Origin of the sequence: Chroococcidiopsis sp. (assembly GCF_051657925.1) — a bacterium.
Classification (GTDB): Bacteria; Cyanobacteriota; Cyanobacteriia; order Cyanobacteriales; family Chroococcidiopsidaceae; genus Chroococcidiopsis.
Window position 1 is genome coordinate 1 of sequence record NZ_JBOFLP010000283.1, and the last position, 16,915, is coordinate 16,915.

At 44.5% G+C, this 16,915-nt stretch carries 16 protein-coding genes; 9 read left to right on the plus strand and 7 right to left on the minus strand.

Annotation, left to right across the window (positions count from 1 at the left end):
* From ACRC32_RS23195 to ACRC32_RS23225, 7 genes are all read left to right on the plus strand, one after another.
* Positions 1-1,313, plus strand: a 1,313-nt coding sequence (locus ACRC32_RS23195) for an ATP-binding protein (RefSeq protein ID WP_438556197.1), incomplete at its 5' end; no start/stop codon positions are given.
* 10 nt (positions 1,314-1,323) lie between these two features.
* The gene (locus ACRC32_RS23200; protein ID WP_438556198.1) at positions 1,324-1,461 is read left to right on the plus strand and encodes a hypothetical protein; all 138 of its coding nucleotides are present in this window, start codon (positions 1,324-1,326) and stop codon (positions 1,459-1,461) included.
* Positions 1,462-1,549: 88 nt separating this feature from the next.
* Positions 1,550-2,200, plus strand: a complete 651-nt coding sequence (locus ACRC32_RS23205) for a DUF3386 domain-containing protein (RefSeq protein WP_438556199.1) — start codon at positions 1,550-1,552, stop codon at positions 2,198-2,200.
* A gap of 128 nt (positions 2,201-2,328) precedes the next feature.
* Positions 2,329-2,559, plus strand: coding sequence for a NifU family protein (locus ACRC32_RS23210; protein ID WP_015152173.1), 231 nt, complete (start codon positions 2,329-2,331; stop codon positions 2,557-2,559).
* 184 nt (positions 2,560-2,743) lie between these two features.
* Positions 2,744-4,993 (plus strand): glycoside hydrolase, encoded by a 2,250-nt coding sequence (locus tag ACRC32_RS23215; protein ID WP_438556200.1) that lies wholly within the window; start codon positions 2,744-2,746, stop codon positions 4,991-4,993.
* Positions 4,994-5,503: 510 nt separating this feature from the next.
* Positions 5,504-5,770, plus strand: a complete 267-nt coding sequence (locus ACRC32_RS23220; RefSeq protein WP_438556201.1) for a microviridin/marinostatin family tricyclic proteinase inhibitor — start codon at positions 5,504-5,506, stop codon at positions 5,768-5,770.
* Positions 5,771-5,923: 153 nt separating this feature from the next.
* Positions 5,924-6,916, plus strand: coding sequence for an MvdD family ATP-grasp ribosomal peptide maturase (locus ACRC32_RS23225; protein ID WP_438556202.1), 993 nt, complete (start codon positions 5,924-5,926; stop codon positions 6,914-6,916).
* A gap of 146 nt (positions 6,917-7,062) precedes the next feature.
* Here the strand turns inward: ACRC32_RS23225 and ACRC32_RS23230 are convergent, their stop codons facing one another.
* The 6 genes from ACRC32_RS23230 to ACRC32_RS23255 all read right to left on the minus strand — a co-directional run bounded on the left by ACRC32_RS23230 (position 7,063) and on the right by ACRC32_RS23255 (position 14,670).
* Positions 7,063-7,452 carry an endonuclease domain-containing protein gene (locus tag ACRC32_RS23230; RefSeq protein WP_438556203.1) on the minus strand — a complete coding sequence of 130 codons (390 nt, stop codon included), beginning with the start codon at positions 7,450-7,452 and terminating at the stop codon, positions 7,063-7,065.
* A gap of 158 nt (positions 7,453-7,610) precedes the next feature.
* Positions 7,611-7,901: a hypothetical protein gene (locus ACRC32_RS23235; protein ID WP_438556204.1), complete on the minus strand. Its 291-nt coding sequence runs from the start codon at positions 7,899-7,901 to the stop codon at positions 7,611-7,613.
* Positions 7,902-8,185: 284 nt separating this feature from the next.
* Positions 8,186-9,505 (minus strand): CO2 hydration protein, encoded by a 1,320-nt coding sequence (locus tag ACRC32_RS23240; protein WP_438556205.1) that lies wholly within the window; start codon positions 9,503-9,505, stop codon positions 8,186-8,188.
* Positions 9,506-9,640: 135 nt separating this feature from the next.
* Positions 9,641-11,131, minus strand: a complete 1,491-nt coding sequence (locus ACRC32_RS23245; RefSeq protein WP_438556206.1) for an NADH-quinone oxidoreductase subunit M — start codon at positions 11,129-11,131, stop codon at positions 9,641-9,643.
* Between the two features lie 95 nt (positions 11,132-11,226).
* Positions 11,227-13,089, minus strand: a complete 1,863-nt coding sequence (locus tag ACRC32_RS23250) for an NAD(P)H-quinone oxidoreductase subunit F (RefSeq protein WP_438556207.1) — start codon at positions 13,087-13,089, stop codon at positions 11,227-11,229.
* A gap of 876 nt (positions 13,090-13,965) precedes the next feature.
* Positions 13,966-14,670: a hypothetical protein gene (locus ACRC32_RS23255; protein ID WP_438556208.1), complete on the minus strand. Its 705-nt coding sequence runs from the start codon at positions 14,668-14,670 to the stop codon at positions 13,966-13,968.
* A 98-nt stretch (positions 14,671-14,768) separates the two neighbouring features.
* On the opposite strand from ACRC32_RS23255, the gene ACRC32_RS23260 reads away from it, so the two are divergent.
* A complete protein-coding gene (locus ACRC32_RS23260; protein WP_438556209.1) occupies positions 14,769-15,431 on the plus strand; it encodes an HAD-IA family hydrolase in 663 nt (220 codons plus the stop codon).
* Between the two features lie 29 nt (positions 15,432-15,460).
* Here ACRC32_RS23260 and ACRC32_RS23265 read toward each other — a convergent pair whose 3' ends face one another.
* Positions 15,461-15,907: a GNAT family N-acetyltransferase gene (locus tag ACRC32_RS23265; RefSeq protein ID WP_438556210.1), complete on the minus strand. Its 447-nt coding sequence runs from the start codon at positions 15,905-15,907 to the stop codon at positions 15,461-15,463.
* A gap of 186 nt (positions 15,908-16,093) precedes the next feature.
* Between ACRC32_RS23265 and ACRC32_RS23270 the strand changes: the two genes are divergently transcribed.
* The gene (locus ACRC32_RS23270; protein ID WP_438556211.1) at positions 16,094-16,807 is read left to right on the plus strand and encodes an ERF family protein; all 714 of its coding nucleotides are present in this window, start codon (positions 16,094-16,096) and stop codon (positions 16,805-16,807) included.
* Positions 16,808-16,915: the final 108 nt, after the last annotated feature.

The window sequence follows — 16,915 nt, forward strand, 5'->3', positions numbered from 1 at the left end:
TCTCGTCTAAAAAGCTTCTCAGTCAAATTGCGCGTAACATTCGCCGCACGTTAGATCTAAATACAATTTGGCAGCAAACTGTAGAAAGTTTGGGTCAAGCCTTGGGTGTCAGTCATTGTATTATCTGCTCGTATAGACCGGAAGATCTCCATTTGCAAGTGGTAGCCGAGTATCGCCAAATGGCAGTGCGATCGATGCTGGGTCAATCAATTGATATCATGCACGAACCAGGTTACTGTCAGGCTTTAGAGACTCTTGCACCTGTGGCGATTGAGAAGACAGAAAATCCCCAGTTTCAACAATCAATCTTACTATTAGCAACGGTCGATCGCGATAAGCCCAACGGCTTAATTTGCTTGCAGCATTGCGAACGGAGCCTTCAACCACAGACTCACAGTAGTTCGATGTTGCATCCGATCCCTCGCTTACGCCAGTGGACGACGGAAGAAATCGAGTTAGTCCGAGATTTAGCCGATCAAATTGGTACGGCGATCGCTCATGCTACTCTATACAGGCAGCTAGAAGAAGCTCGCCAACAAGCAGAGGAAGCCTCTCGTCTCAAAAGCGAATTTCTCGCTAACACTTCCCACGAACTCCGCACGCCGCTCAATGGAATGCTGGGATTTTTAAAGTTAGTGCTTGAGGGAATGGCAGACGATCCTGAAGAACAGGAAGAATTTATCCAAGAAGCCTATCGCTCCGGCTTGCACCTGCTCAATATCATCAACGACATTCTAGATATTGCCAAAATTGAAGCAGGCAAAATGGATTTGGAGTTAGGTCAAGTTAGACTCAACGAACTATTTAGCGATCTCGAAGACTTTACCAGAACCCAAGCCGAGCAGAAAAATTTAAGTTTGCAAATCCAATTACCACCTACGGCAGATGAAATAATTGTCTTGGGGAATTATCAAAGGCTATTGCAAGTGATGCTAAATTTGGTTGGTAATGCGATCAAATTCACCCATGAAGGTGGAGTCACCATTAGTGCGGATATCACTCGGAAAAAAACCATCTTTCAAAATCAAGTCCTACCGGGAATGGTGAAAGTTCGCGTTGCCGATACGGGCATTGGTGTTTCTTTAGATAAGCAAGATAAACTATTTCAATCCTTTAGCCAAGTAGACGGCTCTCGCACGCGGCAGTATGGTGGTACTGGTTTGGGATTAACAATATCCCAAAAGCTAGTTGAAGCTATGGGGGGAACAGTCAATTTTTATAGCATGGGCGAGGGACTCGGTTCCACAGTCACCTTCACCGTTCCTTTGTATCAAGAGCCATTGATGGTATTAGGACTGGGAGATGGGGAGTGACGGGTGAGGAGTGAGGGGTGAGGAGCGAGGAGTGACGGGTGAGGGAGAAAGGACAAGGGGGACAGGGAAACAGAGGAGCAGAGGAGCAGAGGAGCAGAGGAGAATAATTACCAATTCCGACTTCCGACTTCCGACTCCTGGCAAATGACGAATGACAAATGACCCCTCGCTCCTCGCTCCTCGCTCCTCGCTCCTCATTCGGACTAAACTGTAAAAGGTGAAGTCACAACAGTGCCATGACAGAGCAAACAAGTGCGCGAGACTTATTCAAGACGGCTTATGAAAACCGCTATACCTGGGATGAAAACTTTCCTGGTTACAGTGCAGACGTGCAATTGACGCAAGGTGATGAAGTCTACACGGGTAGAATTCGGATAAATCGCGATTTGAGCGTAGAAGTTACAGGCATAGAAGACGAAAAAGTACAAGAAAGCGTTTACACGCAGCTGCGAGATATTGTTACTCACCGCAAGCGATCGCAATTCGAGCAGTCTCACGGCAAAAATGAGTTTAGCCTCGGTAAACTCGATGACAGTGGCGCAGTAGAAATCCTGGTCAAAGGTGATGCTATGGGTTCTAACTATAAAGTGCGCGGTACGGAAATTTGCCAAGTCAGCCGCGTTATGGGTCGCATGGCTTTTGTTATCGACACCCACGATAGCTTAGATACAGGCGGGGGTTACGTAGCTAGTCGCTACGATGCGGTGTTCCGCAATCCACAAACTAACGAAGTCATCAAGGTATTAAAGTTTCAAGACTTTTACGAAAAATTTGGTGACTATTACGTTATGACTAAGCAAATCGTAGAAGACTATCAGCAACAAGAACGAATTAAAACTGAGTTCAACTTTTCTAACATCAAATTACTAGAACCTGTCGCTGTTTAAGTGAGTAGTGAGTGGTGCGTGGTGCGTGGTGCGTGGTACGTGAAAAGAGTTAAATTCATCCCTGCTCCCCGCTCCCTGATAAAAGCTAGGATCGTTTTAGCAAGTTTGTTAAACAAAGGTCTAATTCTATGGAACTTACAACAGATAATGTAGAAACAGTTTTGGATGAAATGCGCCCCTATCTGATGTCAGATGGTGGCAACGTAGAACTAGTCGAACTCGATGGTCCCATCGTGCGTTTGCGCTTACAAGGAGCTTGTGGTTCTTGCCCTAGTTCTACCATGACTCTGAGAATGGGAATCGAGCGCCGTTTGCGGGAAATGATCCCCGAAATCGCTGAAGTCGAACAAGTGATTTAAGGGAGCAGGGAGCAGGGAGCAGGGAGCAGAGAGAGTGACCAGTGAAGAGTGGTCGATTTGTAGTAAGTAGTGACTTACGGCTTACGACTGACAACTTACAATTTCTCCCTTGTCTCCCTTGTCCTCCTTGTCCTCCTTGTCTCCCTTGTTCCCCCGTCCTACTCTAAACCCTAGTCCCTAGCCTATGTCTCATCCCCTCTACGTTGCATTCGTCTGGCATCAGCACCAACCACTGTATAAAAGTCGCGATCGCAGTTCTGCTTCTACATCCAATCAGTATCGCTTGCCGTGGGTCAGGCTGCACGGGACAAAAGACTATCTGGATTTGGTGTTAATTCTAGAGCGTTATCCTAAGTTACATCAAACGGTTAACCTCGTTCCTTCTCTGATTCTGCAACTAGAAGATTACATTGCTGGGACTGCTTTCGATCCCTATCTCACAGTTAGCTTGACACCTACAGAGCAACTGCAAAGGGAGCAGCAACAATTTATTATTGCTAACTTTTTTGATGCCAACCATCATACCCTGATCGATCCCCACCCCCGTTATGCAGAGTTGTACCATCAACGGCAGGAACGCGGTGCAGCTTGGTGTTTGGACAATTGGCAGAAGGAAGATTATGGCGATCTACTGGCTTGGCATAATTTAGTTTGGATCGATCCAATTTTTTGGGACGACCCCGAAATCGAGCAATGGTTGCAGCAAGGTCGGGGTTTTACTTTAAGCGATCGCCAGCGGATTTATTCTAAACAAAGGGAAATTATCAGTAGGATTGTCCCCCAACATCGCCACATGCAGGAAACGGGGCAACTAGAAGTTACTACCTCGCCTTACACTCATCCAATTCTGCCTTTACTTGCCGATACTAACTCCGGTCGGGTTGCCGTACCGAATATGAACCTGCCCAACTACCGCTTCCAATGGGCAGAAGATATTCCGCGTCACTTGCAAAAAGCATGGGAGTTATACGAAGACCGCTTTGGACAAATACCCAGGGGATTGTGGCCTTCCGAACAGTCTGTCAGTCCTGAAATTCTTCCCTATATTATCAAGCAAGGATTTAATTGGATTGTTTCTGATGAAGCCGTTTTAGGGTGGACGCTCAAGCACTTTTTCCACCGCGACGGGGCGGGAAATGTCATCGAACCAGAATTGTTATACCGTCCCTATCGCTTGCAGACAGCAGCGGGAGATTTATCTATTGTCTTTCGCGATCATAGATTGTCAGATTTAATTGGTTTTACATATGGGTCGATGCCACCCAAACGCGCTGCAGCAGATTTGGTAGGACATTTAGAGTCAATCGCCCATCAGCTCAAACAGCACCAAGAAGGCGATCGTACTAGCTTAGAACAACCTTGGCTCGTCACGATCGCCCTAGACGGAGAAAACTGCTGGGAATACTATCCTCAAGATGGCAAACCCTTCTTAGAAAACTTATATCAAACTCTCAGCAACCATCCTCATATCAAACTCGTCACCGTCTCGGAATTTATCGACGCTTTTCCCCCAACTGCAACAATCCCAGGTGAGAAATTACACAGCGGTTCCTGGGTAGATGGCAGCTTTACCACTTGGATTGGCGATCCGGCAAAAAATCGAGCTTGGGACTTGCTAGCAGCAGCGAGAGAGGTATTGGCACAGCATCCAGAGGCGACAGAAGAGAATAACCCCGAAGTTTGGGAAGCTTTATACGCCGCCGAGGGTTCCGATTGGTTTTGGTGGTTTGGTGAAGGTCATTCCTCCAATCACGATGCTATCTTCGACCAGTTATTTCGAGAGCATTTGTGTGGCATTTATCAAGCCTTAAATCAACCCGTTCCTCCAGTGCTGTTGCGTCCGGTGGAAATTCATGCCGCTCCAGCCGACCATCGCCCCCAAAGCTTCATTCACCCTAATATTGATGGTATGGGCGACGAGCAAGACTGGGACAAAGCCGGACGCTTAGAAGTTGGTGCAGCGCGGGGAACGATGCATCAAAGCAGCACGGTACAGCGCATTTGGTACGGGGTAGATCACTTAAATTTCTATCTCAGATTAGATTTCAAAACAGGAGCAAAGCCAGGTCAGGACTTGCCACCAGAACTCAATTTACTCTGGTTCTATCCCGAATGCACCATGCATAACAGCCCCGTGCCTTTAGTAGACTTGCCAGAGCAAGCGCCGATGAACTATATGTTTCACCATCGCTTGGAAGTTAATTTACTTACACAATCGGTTCACTTTCAAGAGGCGGGAGAACACTATCAGTGGCATCCCCGCGCCAGTCGCGCTCAAGTAGCGCTAGAGCGTTGCCTAGAAGTAGCAGTTCCTTGGGCTGATTTGCAAATGCCACCAGATTATCCTTTACGCTTGGTTTTGGTCTTGGCAGACGAGGGTAGATTCCACCAGTATTTGCCTGAGAATGCTTTGATTCCGATTGAAGTACCCTAGAGGGGAGACACGGGAGAAAAGAGCAGAGAAGCAGAACCCTGCGCGGGGGAGCAGAGGGGCAGAGGAGATGAAACAATTTCTGACTGCTGTACGGGCGGGTTTAGCAAAAGATTCGTGGCTGGTGACAATCAATTTTTGCTCAAAACCCGCCCCTACGATAACGGATACGACCGCATCTGTTTGCTTTTATAGACCTCAAATAATAAATTTTTGTAAACCCATGCGTAACCTCTATACTGCTGGATGAAGTGGTGAGTATAGGTTGCTAACTAAAGCTTAGCAATACAACTTAAAAATTTAGAATTTGGAATTTGAAATTCAGAATAAGTTGAATGCTTTCAAACCCATATAAGGCGTGAAAAAATTAGATTTTTCTGTTTTCAGCCCCGTAGATTTGTCTGTGGGGTTTGTCATTCATAGTTCTACGACTATAATTCTAAATTCTTTTGATAAGAATTTGCTGAGCTATTACTGCAACTTGAATTAAACAATCGGAGGTAAATAAAACCTATGTCTGATATGAACTCACAAAATTTAAATTCGTCAATTCCTTTTTTCGCTCGCTTTCTAGAAGGGCAATTTGGAGCAGAACTTTCGGAAGCAGAAATGGCATCTGTGAGTGGTGGTAGCGAATATGTAACGCTAGCGTATCCATCTGACGTTGACGTTGACGGTGGGAATAAAGGTTATGAATTCCCCTCAATCGAGATACCCAAGATGCCATCTATGCCCGAGTTTCCGAAGTTTCCATCAATCTCTGATTATTACAAGGAATAATTTGTAAGCCGTAATTCGTAATTCGTAATTCGTAATTTATTAACTCTAAGTAATAGCACTTAGCTTGGTGATAGAAAATAATTATCTAGTAATGATGTAGAGAGTAACAGCTACGAATTACGAGTTAGCGATCGCAAATTGGAGTACAACGATATGACAGTTTTGATCGTGACTCATAGTCGAGATCATGAGGGTATTTCCTTAGTTATGGAAGCGATCGCAGCTCAAGGTGGAAAGGCATTTCGCTTTGATACCGATCGCTTTCCAACGCAGGCACATTTAGAAGTCTATTTTGGACTGGGAACAGAACGATTCGTGCTGATTGATGGCGCAAACCAACTCAATTTACAAAATGTATCCGCAGTTTGGTATCGGCGCATTCGTATGGGTGCAAGGATTCCGACAACGATGGATGCGCAACTACGCCAAGCCTCGGTTCAAGAGTCGCAAGCTACGATTCTGGGGGCGATCGCTAGTCTCGATGTTTTCCATCTCGATTCCGTGTCCCATATTCGCCGTGCGGAACACAAGCAGTTACAATTACAAATTGCGCGATCGCTCGGTTTAGAAACTCCGCGTACTCTTATTACAAACAATCCCCAAGCCGTGTTGGAATTTGCGCAAGAGTGCGGCTCGGCTATGGTGACGAAAATGCTCACTACCTTTGCAATCTACGATCGAGGACAAGAGCAAGTTGTTTTCACCAATTCCGTTAAATCAGAGGATTTAGAAAACTTAGAGGGACTGCGCTTTTGTCCGATGTGCTTTCAAGAAAACATTCCCAAAGCATTAGAACTGAGGACGACAATTGTTGGACAGCACGTATTTACAGCTGCAATTGACTCTCAGATTTCGCCTGAAGCGCGTCATGACTGGCGGCGACAAGGACTGAGTTTGATTGATGCTTGGCAACCCTATAATCTTCCTCAAGAAATTGCAACAAAGTTGTTGAAACTGATGGCATATTTCCAGTTAAATTATGGAGCATTCGATCTCATTTTGACTCCAGACGGGCGTTATATATTTTTAGAAATTAACCCTGTAGGGGAATTTTATTGGCTGGAAAAACACGCTGGTTTACCAATTTCGCAAGCGATCGCAGATATCCTCATAAAAAGCCCCCCTTTTCAAGGTAATGATACTTAATCTAAAAAGCCCCCCCTTTTGAAGGGGGGTTGGGGGATCTCTTAACTAGGAACGAGTTGCGATCGCCTCCTCTTTCTTAAGACTAATTTGCTAAAACTTGCAGCAAGAAGCCCCCCTTTTGAAGGGGGGTTGGGGGGATCTCTTAACTAGGAACGAAGTGCGATCGCTTCCTCAATCTCATGACAAACTCCCTCTATATTGTTCAATACTTCATTGTTAGTGAATCTAATTACCTTCAGTCCGTAGCCTGTTAATTGTGTAGTTCTTTCTAAATCGTAGATTTTGCTATCATCTGTAAAATGGCTATCTCCATCAACTTCGATAACTAATTTTAATTCTGCACAGTAGAAATCAACAATGAAATTATCTATAGGTCTTTGTCTTAAAACTCGATATTTGGACTTTCTTAGATAATGATTCCAGAGGAGTTTTTCTGCTGGAGTCATGTTTTTGCGTAATTCTTTTGCTCTTTCTACGAGTTGTGGGTTGTAGGGTAGGTGAAAGTCTGTTGTGTTGAGTAAGTCTTTGCGGTTCATTTTGAGTCCTCGGAGATCCCCCCTAACCCCCCTTCAAAAGGGGGGAACTGGAGATTGAATAACAAACTGATTGAAGAATCCCTTAAAAGCAAAAGGGACGGATATTATCCGCCCTAACTAATTACTTGAACTAATAATTTGAGCTATTATATAGAGATCTAGTTACCTTTAGCTGCTTGTACACCTTTGTATACACCGTAGCCAGCCAGTCCTGTAACTGCCACAACGCCTGCTACTGGAAGAGCAACAACACTTGTTGTAGTTAAACCAATTGCACCCAATATTCCTGGTGCTGAGGTAGTAACAGTAGCTACTGTCACCGATCCCAAACTACCAGCAGCAGATGCAGCAGCGCCAATAGTACCTATAGCCTTCGCATCATTGTTTTGAGCCAAATCCCCCGCTGCTTGTTGCACTAAATTGCCAGCAGCTTTCACAATATCGAGCATCTTACTTATCTCCTATACTAATACAGCAGAAGTTTCAAGATTAGCATAGTAATAACAATTGAAGTAGTTAATAAGCATCTTTATTAGTATTTTAAAAAACGTTAGACTCTGATTTATACGTAAAAATACGTATAAATCTTTGAATCTTTGGTAAAGGCTGTAATAGCAACTATTACAAAAAAGTCCCCCTTTTGAAGGCGGGCTGGGGGGATCTTCTTCACTTGGTAAGCAGGATCTTGAGAATACAAAATCCCCCTTTTGAAGGGGGGGTTGGGGAGAATCTTCTATCGATAATCCGCAGTCTGAATTTGCCTCAAACGAGCCGCATCTCTCATGCCAAATTCTGGACGACAGAAGCGATTAATTTGCTTTTCAAAAAACTCTCGATTTGCTTGCAAATGTCTTGGATTGGGGTCATCTAATGGATATAACAATGCAGTCCTCAACGCTTGAATAACCGCAGAAGTTACGCAGTACATCGATCGCTGGAATGTAATACCCAATTGCACTAAAATATCATCTTCGCCTCGACAGTGCTGCTGGTAATAATCTCTAAGATATTGAGGCAAGAAATGATACATATCTTGTGCTAACAACGTAGGTGGAATACCAGCCGTACCTACAGGAAATTTATCAGCATATAAAACGCCATAGTGGAAATCTTTTTGTTCGGTGGGAATTTGTCCGGCTTGGGCATTATATGATTTTGTCCCACGGAAAGGAGAGGTGCGGTAGAAAACAGCTTCGACATAAGGTAACGCCGCTTCGTAAAGCCAGGTAAACCCTTTTGATTTAGGAATAATTTCGTAGCGTTCGCCGCGAATATAAACGTGGTGGTAAATTGGACGACCCGCGATCGCAAAAATTCCATTCACCAAAAAATTCATCGCGTCGGGGACTCCCTTAAATCCGCCTTCATCGTAAATATCAGACATCTCGAAGAAGACTGGAGCCATCACCTCCCAGAATAAGCCCAGGTTGGCGTAATAAGAAGCCTGACGGCACTGTTCTAAGAACATTTCTGGAAATAACTTATACAGCCCCAGCATGGCTGGATTGTACTTGAAATAAGCTTTAATGGCGCGATCGGCATTTGCCTTATATTCATCTGAATCGAGATAGGTATCGAATTTGCCATAACCCATATCTCTACCGTGCCATAGCATCGCCCGCATACATTCTTCGGCAAATTCCATGTTGATGCGATCGTGGAACCAGTGATGCAACAATCTAGGCATCTTGCGGGTTTCACCCTTTTCCATAAAGGTAAGTAGTTCGGGATGCGCTGTGGCTGGTCCCCGCCAAATCCGCAAATCGGCATCGTCGCCTGCATAATGATTGTGCAGGTCTAAATACTCCTGGGGAATGAAGTATTTGAAAAAGGGTAGCGGATTGAGGAAGACTCGTTCGCCAATATAAAGCAAGTCGCGCCAGTAGAAATCCATCGGTACGGCATAAGCCTTGTAAATACCGATAATTTGCATCAGGTTTTCTGGTGTATCTGGTAGCATCGCCCCACCTGCTTCTAAGCGATGGATGATGTCGGCAAATTCGTGCTTGGATGGGGGCAATTTCGCAGTAGGTTTTTCTTGAGCAAGTACCATAATGGGAGTGAGTAGTGAGTAGTGGTAGGGGCGGGTTTTTTGAGAGTTTTGGTTAAAGAACAAAAAATTCTGTGGTTAAACCCGCCTGTACAGAATTAGTGGAGAGTCGTAGGGGCGCACAGGCGTGCGCCCTAGCTAGTGTTTAACGGCGATTTGCTGTGTGGTGTTGACGCGGACGGAAGCAACCATAGCCGTAGTAGTGGTCTCACTCCAACGTACTAACCAAGTAGGTTGAATGCCCAAAAATAGGATCAAGACTGTGAGAACGAGGGCGGGAATTTTTTCCGACCAGGTGACGACGGGATAGTAAGCTGTCTTGTTATCTAGCTTGCCGAAGCAAGTCCGGTTGAGCAAAATCACAAAATATACCGCTGTCAAACCCGTACATATGACGCAAACGAGGGTAGGTAAGGGAAATCTAGCGTAACTACCTTGCAGGACTAAAAATTCGGCAATAAAACCAGTCATGCCGGGAATTCCCGCGCTTGCCATGCCTCCCATCACTAGAAGGGCGCTAATGTAGGGTAATCCGCGAATCGGACTCATCAATCCATTCAAGACATCAAGTTCGCGAGTCCCGACTTTAGTTTCAATGACACCAATCAAGTTAAATAGAATTGCCAAAATTAGACCGTGGGCAACCATTTGCGCCACTGCGCCGACCGTACTCAACTGAGTAGCAGCAGCCGCAGCCAGCATGACATAGCCCATGTGTCCGATCGAGCTATAGGCAACCATGCGCTTGATGTCTTTTTGAGCGATCGCCGTTACCGCACCGTAAACTGCGCTAATTGCACCGATAATTGCTAAACCAGGCGCAACGATCGCCCAAGTTTCGGGAAATAATCCTAAACCAAATCGGATAATCCCATAAGTTCCTAACTTTGCCAGGATTCCCCCCAACATAATTGCTACGGGTGGGGAAGCCTCCGTGTAAGCATCGGGCAACCAAGTATGTAGGGGAACCAAAGGAATCTTGATGCCAAATCCAACTAACAGGATGGCTAGGAGGATCAGTTGCGCTTGTAGGGGTAATCCTTGGGTGGCGATCGCATTGTAATCGAAACTAGAAGAGCCTGTCAGCCAAGTAATCCCCAAAAAGCCAGCTAGAATCAAAATTCCTGAAACTGCCGTGTAGATCAAAAACTTCATCGCAGCGTAGCCGCGCTTTGCCGTTCCACCCCAGATTGCAATTAGCAGATAGAAGGGAATCAGTTCTACTTCGTAAAAAATGACAAACAGCAACAAGTTCTGCGCCAGGAATCCACCCACCACCCCGGCATAGATCAGCAACAACAAAGCATAGTACAGCCGAGGGCGAGTAATATTTTCGCTACTACTATAAATAGCAATCCAAGTCAATACCCCTGCTAAGGCGACTAGAGGGATAGACAAACCATCTGCACCTAGACTGTAGCTCAATCCGAGGGTATCAATCCAAGGCAACAATTCAGAAAATTGCATCCCAGCTAAGGAGATGTCAAATTGACTCAGCAGTATCAGCGTCCAAATAATGACGCCAGTGGCGATCGCCAAAGCTAGCGATCGCGCCCGATCGCCTTTCATTGGGATAAATCCAATGCAAGCAGCACCGACGACAGGTATCCAGATCAAAGCACTCAGCATAACGATTTTGAAATTGGTATGAGGTATGAGGTATGAGGTATGAGGTATGGGGTATGAGGTAAGAAGTGATTAGATCGCTGCTCCCTGCTCCCTCTTTAGAATGAAAAACTGAGTTCCATGTGGGATAGCAAAGGCCAGCCGACGATCGCGCCCAAGCAACTGACACCAAGCAAGATAGTCAGGGCGTAGAACTGAAAATGACCAGAGGTACTGTATTTTAGGGTTTCGCCTCCGAAAATCGAGACTAAGCCAACTAGATTCACAATTCCATCGACTAAATAGCGATCGATCAGAGCAATGAGGCGAGAAACTACGGCTACTCCAAATACAATCGTTACCCGATACAAGTTAGCTGTATAGAGGTCGTAGGCGAAAAAGTCTTGCAGTGGTTTCCAAGGTAGCGTGACTGGTTTTGGAACCAAGGGTGAGAGATAAACTACAGCTGAGATACTGCACCCAAAAATCGTAGACCAAATTAATAACAAAGCTACATCTTTGTTGATGTATGCCCATTCTGGCAGTAACGACAAGCTTTGCAATACTAAAGGAGCGTGCATGACAAAGCCCATTAAGATTGTCATTGGCAACATCATGGGCCAATGAACTTCAGGCGATCGCACGGTCATTGGCTTGGGTTTATTGCCAAACATGAGACAAAATACCCTAGTGACGCTGAAAGCTGTCAGCGCATTCGTGACTAAGATAACTCCGACTAGCAAAGGCTGAGTCGTCCACAATCCATCTGCGATTTGCAGCAATGCCCAAAATCCGCCCAAGGGTGGAAAAGCCACTAATCCGGCTGCACCAACAATAAAGGCAATAGCTGAAATCGGTCGGCGCGACCACAAACCTCCATAAAGGCGGAGATCCTGAGTAATGCTATTCCAAACTACACCACCCGTACTCATGACGAGCAGTGAAATTGCTACGGCATGGGTAAACACTAACAGTAGCGCGGCTTGAGATTGTCCCGTACCTACAGCCACAAATACCAGACCCATGAAGGCACTGACAGAATATGACAAAGCGCGCTTAACATCAACTTGAGCGATGACAATCAAAGAAGCACCTACGGCTGTCACCGCACCGATGAATGTGGCAAAAGATAGAGCGAAAGGCGAAAGTGCCAGGACTGGCTGAAGTTTCACGAGTACCCAAGCACCTGTTGCTACAACTACGGAATTACGCAAAATCGTTGCTGGTACGGGACCTTCCATTGCCTCGTCCAGCCATAAGTGCAGTGGAAATACGGCGCATTTACCCATTGGACCGGCAATCAGAGCCAAGCACACCAACGCGATCGCTGTGGGGTTAACGTTAGCTGTTTGCGCCCACCGTGCGAGTTCTGAGAAATCCCAAGTTCCAGCGAGTGGATATAGGGCAAGTACCCCCATCAATAGAAACAAATCGCCTACCCGTTTGGTCAAAAAAGCGTCTCTTGCTCCCGTGACTACCAATGGCTGACTGAACCAGAAGCCTAGTAACAAATAAGTACACAGGGTGAGAATTTCTAGAATAAAGTAGCTGAAGAACAGGGAGTTGCATAGTACTAAGGCACACATCCCAGCTTCAAACAGCGCCATCATGACATGGAAACGCGCCCACCCCCAGTCCATTTCTAAATAGCCGATCGCAAAGACGATCGCTAGCACGTTTAAGCCTGTAACTAAAGCGATCGCACCTACCGTAAGTGAAGAAACTTCTACGGCGATCGTGAAGTCAAAATTAGCTACGTGCAACCAGGAAAAATATAAGTATTGAGCTGGTTTGTTCCAAGATGCGCTCAGGGCAATTAAAGCATGGGTGAAGGCAAGAGCAGTCGTCACCAAGTTAATATATGCTGCTGGGCGGGGTCCCGTACGTCGAATAATTCCAGGCGACCAAGGAATAGTCGAAATTGCTCCTATTAGGGCATAAATGGGAACTAACCAGATGGTTTGGAGGAAGGTATCAGCCATCGGTATAAATACTCACTGCGTAAAACAACTCAAACTCTGAATACATTGAATCTGCCTGGAAAAGCTACGGGTGTAGCTGAGAATCTGTAAACCAAGCAGATTTATGATGTTTTAATGTTTCAATTAATCAAAGCTTACACTTATATGGATTACAAAGAACTTATTTATCTAATAAACTATGCGATAAGTTAGATAAATTTTTCTTATAAAGCAAATATCTTTGACAAAAACTATGCTTTCAATAGATATTAGTTGATGGTCTCAAAGCGTACATTGAAATTACTAATGGTTAGTATCGAGATCTACCGATTAGCAGAACGAGTGAGATTGCTTGCAGACGAAATATAGAAAACGAGAATTAGAACTCTAGAAATAAAAGTATTTTTACCTAAACAAAAATTCCGAATAAAACGCCTCCAAAATAAAAACCTCAAGTTCACAACACTTGAGGTCAATTGAAAAGTATCATCAAGGATACAGAATTTACAGACGGAGACACATGATACACATTCTTGTTAAAGCGTGTAACGGTAATTTTTGATTGGCTTGTTGGCAATAGCTATAGTTGTCAGTCTTGTCAGGCTGTTCTAAATGGATGGTTTCACATCCCTCTAAAGACTGCAAAGCAGGGGAAACGACAAAAACCCTACACCAATACCAGCACTACCAACAATTAAGTTGTACGGTCAATTAAACACTCGCGAGTTTGGGGCAACCATTTTCTACCCTGACATCGTTCTCCTTCGGGCGGAAATTAGCAGACTAAACAGCAAAATTTCTGCTCTGGTTGAACAATATTAGCAATTTGTTTGCTAATAATTTGTACTTTTAATTATGAACGATGTCAGAAAATTCTGTATTGTTTGAAACAATCTTTTAAGATTTTATTTCCGAATTCCGAATTCTTTGCTGGTGCTGCTGGCTGTTAAACTGCTGCTGTGCGGAAGTAAGTAGTGCATATTCAATTGGCGATCGCATATCCCACTGTAATTGAGCAAGCAGTAGTAAACTACAACTCATGATCGCACCAGTTGTGAGAAACTGCCAACCACTGACATAAGATAAGAAACCAACGCTCAAAAGGTGAAGACATCCAGCCAAGAATAAAGCACGCGATCGCAAACCAATGCCCGTAAACAAATAACCAATTGCACTCAAACTCAACCACATCGGGCATAAGTGGATTAAAATCTCACCCCAACCGAGAAATATCCCCAAATCGGTTAAAACCACACCCGTTAGGACTAAAATTGCCCAACCACAGACGACCCAACGCAGACGTTCTACTCCTGCCCAAAACCAAGTTAGACTCATCATGGCGATCGCACCAACTATAGTCAAGCTCGACCACCAAATTGCTTGTATTGTCCAACTAATCGGTAAAAACTGCGCTGTGGCAAACATAACGCCAACAATGACAGCCCAAATAACAAACACTTGGTCTACTCGCGTGTAAATTCCTGAGTAAAGTGTCATGCGATCGATTTTCCAATTAATTCGCCATAAACCTTGTAAATCTTGAATATCTAACTCTTCTTGCTTTTCTTTGAGCAATGGCTGCGCTAAGCTACTCAGATTCATTTATATTTTGCTGCTAGTTATGTTTACAATTCGTAACTCCCTCTATTGATAGATTATTTCATAAATTTTACAAAATGACATAAATCGTAAGAAGCACGATGAATAGCGAACTGAGTGATGTCAAGCAACCTAAAGTTATTTTTCTCGATGCTGTTGGGACAATGTTTGGAGTTAAAGGCAGTGTTGGTGAAGTGTACGCTCAGATCGCACAACAATTTGGCGTTACCGTACCAGCAGATCGTGTCAACGGTGCTTTCTATCAAAGTTTCAAAACTGCACCACCGCCTGTATTTCCTGGTAAGCAGCCAGAGGAAATTCCTCAATGCGAATTTGAATGGTGGGAAGCGATCGCGCGGAATACTTTTCGACAAGTCGGAGTTTTAGACCAATTTACCGATTTTTCTAGCTATTTCAGCCAACTGTACGTACATTTTTCCACAGCGGAACCGTGGGTACTTTATCCCGACGTGCTACAAGCATTGCAATCTTGGCAGAAATTAGGCATTGAGTTAGGGGTGTTGTCTAATTTCGATTCGCGCTTGCATTCGGTTTTACAAGCTTTGGATTTATCCAAATTTTTCACTTCCGTAACAATTTCTACCGAAGTTGGTGCAGCTAAACCAGATCCACAAATTTTTGCTGCTGCTTTAGACAAACATCAATGTTCGGCAGATTTGTCTTGGCACGTAGGCGACAGCTTACAAGAAGATTATCATGGTGCAAAAGCGGCTGGACTGCGGGCAGTTTGGTTACAAAGATGATGGAAAAGTCAAAAGTCAAAACTCAAAAGTCAAAATTCACTCACTCTCAACGAATAGTGATAAAACTCTTCATCCCTGGTGTATCCGAGTGATTCATACAAAGCTTGTGCTGTGATATTAGAAATTTGTGTGGCGAGAGTCATTCTGATTGCTCCAGTTTCTTGAGCATACTGCTTTGCTGCTGTCAGCAATAATTTGGCAATCCCTTTTCTACGATGTGTTGCGACGACGAATAGGTCGTTCAAAATCCAAATTTGTTGCATCGATACTGAGGAAAAACTGGGGTAAAGCTGAGTAAATCCGACAATTTGCTCATCGCTTGCAACATGGATGACAGAATCGTGTTTTTGCAATCGTTCTTGCAGGAAAATCTTTGCAGTTGCCAAGTCCGATGCTTGTCCATAAAAAACGCGATATTGGTCAAATAGTATAGCTATTGGGTCAAGATGCTCGATTTTAGCCTGAAAAACTTCCATAGCCTGCTTGAAATTTGCTCTATTTCCAGATTACCAGGCTAGGTTGGTAATAGAGGAGGTATAGAAATCAAGTTTAAGTACATGTGTACTATAATAGTATGCGAGGTATATTTTCACTTACAGCTCGAACGGAGTCGATCGCCTCTGAATCTAGCTTGAGGTAACTTCACCACCAAGGATAGCGTTATGAGCGAAACATTAACTAGCGCCACAGCAACCAGCGGAACAGCGACTCATACTAAAAGTCAGCTATATAAAAAGATCTTAGCCGTACAAAAGAATTTGCAACCTTTAGAAAAAACTGGTTGGAACGACTTTCAGAAATATAGCTACACCACTGCTGGCGATGTTCTTCTACCAGTACACAAAGCCTGTAGCGAACAAGGATTAATTGCGATCGCAGATTGTATTGAATCTCACATCGAGCCGGGACGAGCTTCAGTAGTCGTTCGCTTAACGATTGTAGATACAGAAACAGGTGAGTCTTTAAGTGTCAGCGCGCCAGGTTACGCCGAAGACTATTCGTGGAAAGATAGTCGTCCTACTGGCGATAAAGCTGTATATAAAGCGATTACAGGAGCCACAAAATACGCCGTCCGTTCTTGCTTTTGTCTCCCATCAGATGACGATCCAGAAAAGACACCACAAAGGCTCAATACTAGGCAGCCGATGAATCGATATGTCGTCAATCCTAGCAAAGTAGACTCGGTATTGCTCGAACAAACCACAGCAGAATTAAAGCGTGTCGGTTGGTCGAGTACCCAAGGACGGCTATACCTACAAGATAAATTTGGCAAATCCAGCCGTCAGCAGCTCAGCCAGCAGGAACTACAACAATTTCTCAATCACCTCCGTTCCTTACCAGAACCAGAAGCCCAACCGATTCTGCAAGAAAGCTGATAATTATTTGCTTATGATGAGAGGTAATTGGTAGTCAGTCATTTGTGTAGAGTTTTTGACTTTTGACTTTTGACTTGCGCGAGCGTTACCAATTACCCATGACCAATT

What these genes read in the sequence shown, in the direction of transcription:
- ACRC32_RS23255 (WP_438556208.1), bottom strand. Translation starts at nt 14,670, where the DNA reads ATGAATCTGAGTAGCTTAGCGCAGCCATTGCTCAAAGAAAAGCAAGAA.
- ACRC32_RS23260 (WP_438556209.1), top strand. Translation starts at nt 14,769, where the DNA reads ATGAATAGCGAACTGAGTGATGTCAAGCAACCTAAAGTTATTTTTCTC.
- ACRC32_RS23220 (WP_438556201.1), top strand. Translation starts at nt 5,504, where the DNA reads ATGTCTGATATGAACTCACAAAATTTAAATTCGTCAATTCCTTTTTTC.
- ACRC32_RS23205 (WP_438556199.1), top strand. Translation starts at nt 1,550, where the DNA reads ATGACAGAGCAAACAAGTGCGCGAGACTTATTCAAGACGGCTTATGAA.
- ACRC32_RS23245 (WP_438556206.1), bottom strand. Translation starts at nt 11,131, where the DNA reads ATGCTGAGTGCTTTGATCTGGATACCTGTCGTCGGTGCTGCTTGCATT.
- ACRC32_RS23240 (WP_438556205.1), bottom strand. Translation starts at nt 9,505, where the DNA reads ATGGTACTTGCTCAAGAAAAACCTACTGCGAAATTGCCCCCATCCAAG.
- ACRC32_RS23215 (WP_438556200.1), top strand. Translation starts at nt 2,744, where the DNA reads ATGTCTCATCCCCTCTACGTTGCATTCGTCTGGCATCAGCACCAACCA.
- ACRC32_RS23225 (WP_438556202.1), top strand. Translation starts at nt 5,924, where the DNA reads ATGACAGTTTTGATCGTGACTCATAGTCGAGATCATGAGGGTATTTCC.
- ACRC32_RS23210 (WP_015152173.1), top strand. Translation starts at nt 2,329, where the DNA reads ATGGAACTTACAACAGATAATGTAGAAACAGTTTTGGATGAAATGCGC.
- ACRC32_RS23250 (WP_438556207.1), bottom strand. Translation starts at nt 13,089, where the DNA reads ATGGCTGATACCTTCCTCCAAACCATCTGGTTAGTTCCCATTTATGCC.
- ACRC32_RS23265 (WP_438556210.1), bottom strand. Translation starts at nt 15,907, where the DNA reads ATGGAAGTTTTTCAGGCTAAAATCGAGCATCTTGACCCAATAGCTATA.
- ACRC32_RS23230 (WP_438556203.1), bottom strand. Translation starts at nt 7,452, where the DNA reads ATGAACCGCAAAGACTTACTCAACACAACAGACTTTCACCTACCCTAC.
- ACRC32_RS23270 (WP_438556211.1), top strand. Translation starts at nt 16,094, where the DNA reads ATGAGCGAAACATTAACTAGCGCCACAGCAACCAGCGGAACAGCGACT.
- ACRC32_RS23235 (WP_438556204.1), bottom strand. Translation starts at nt 7,901, where the DNA reads ATGCTCGATATTGTGAAAGCTGCTGGCAATTTAGTGCAACAAGCAGCG.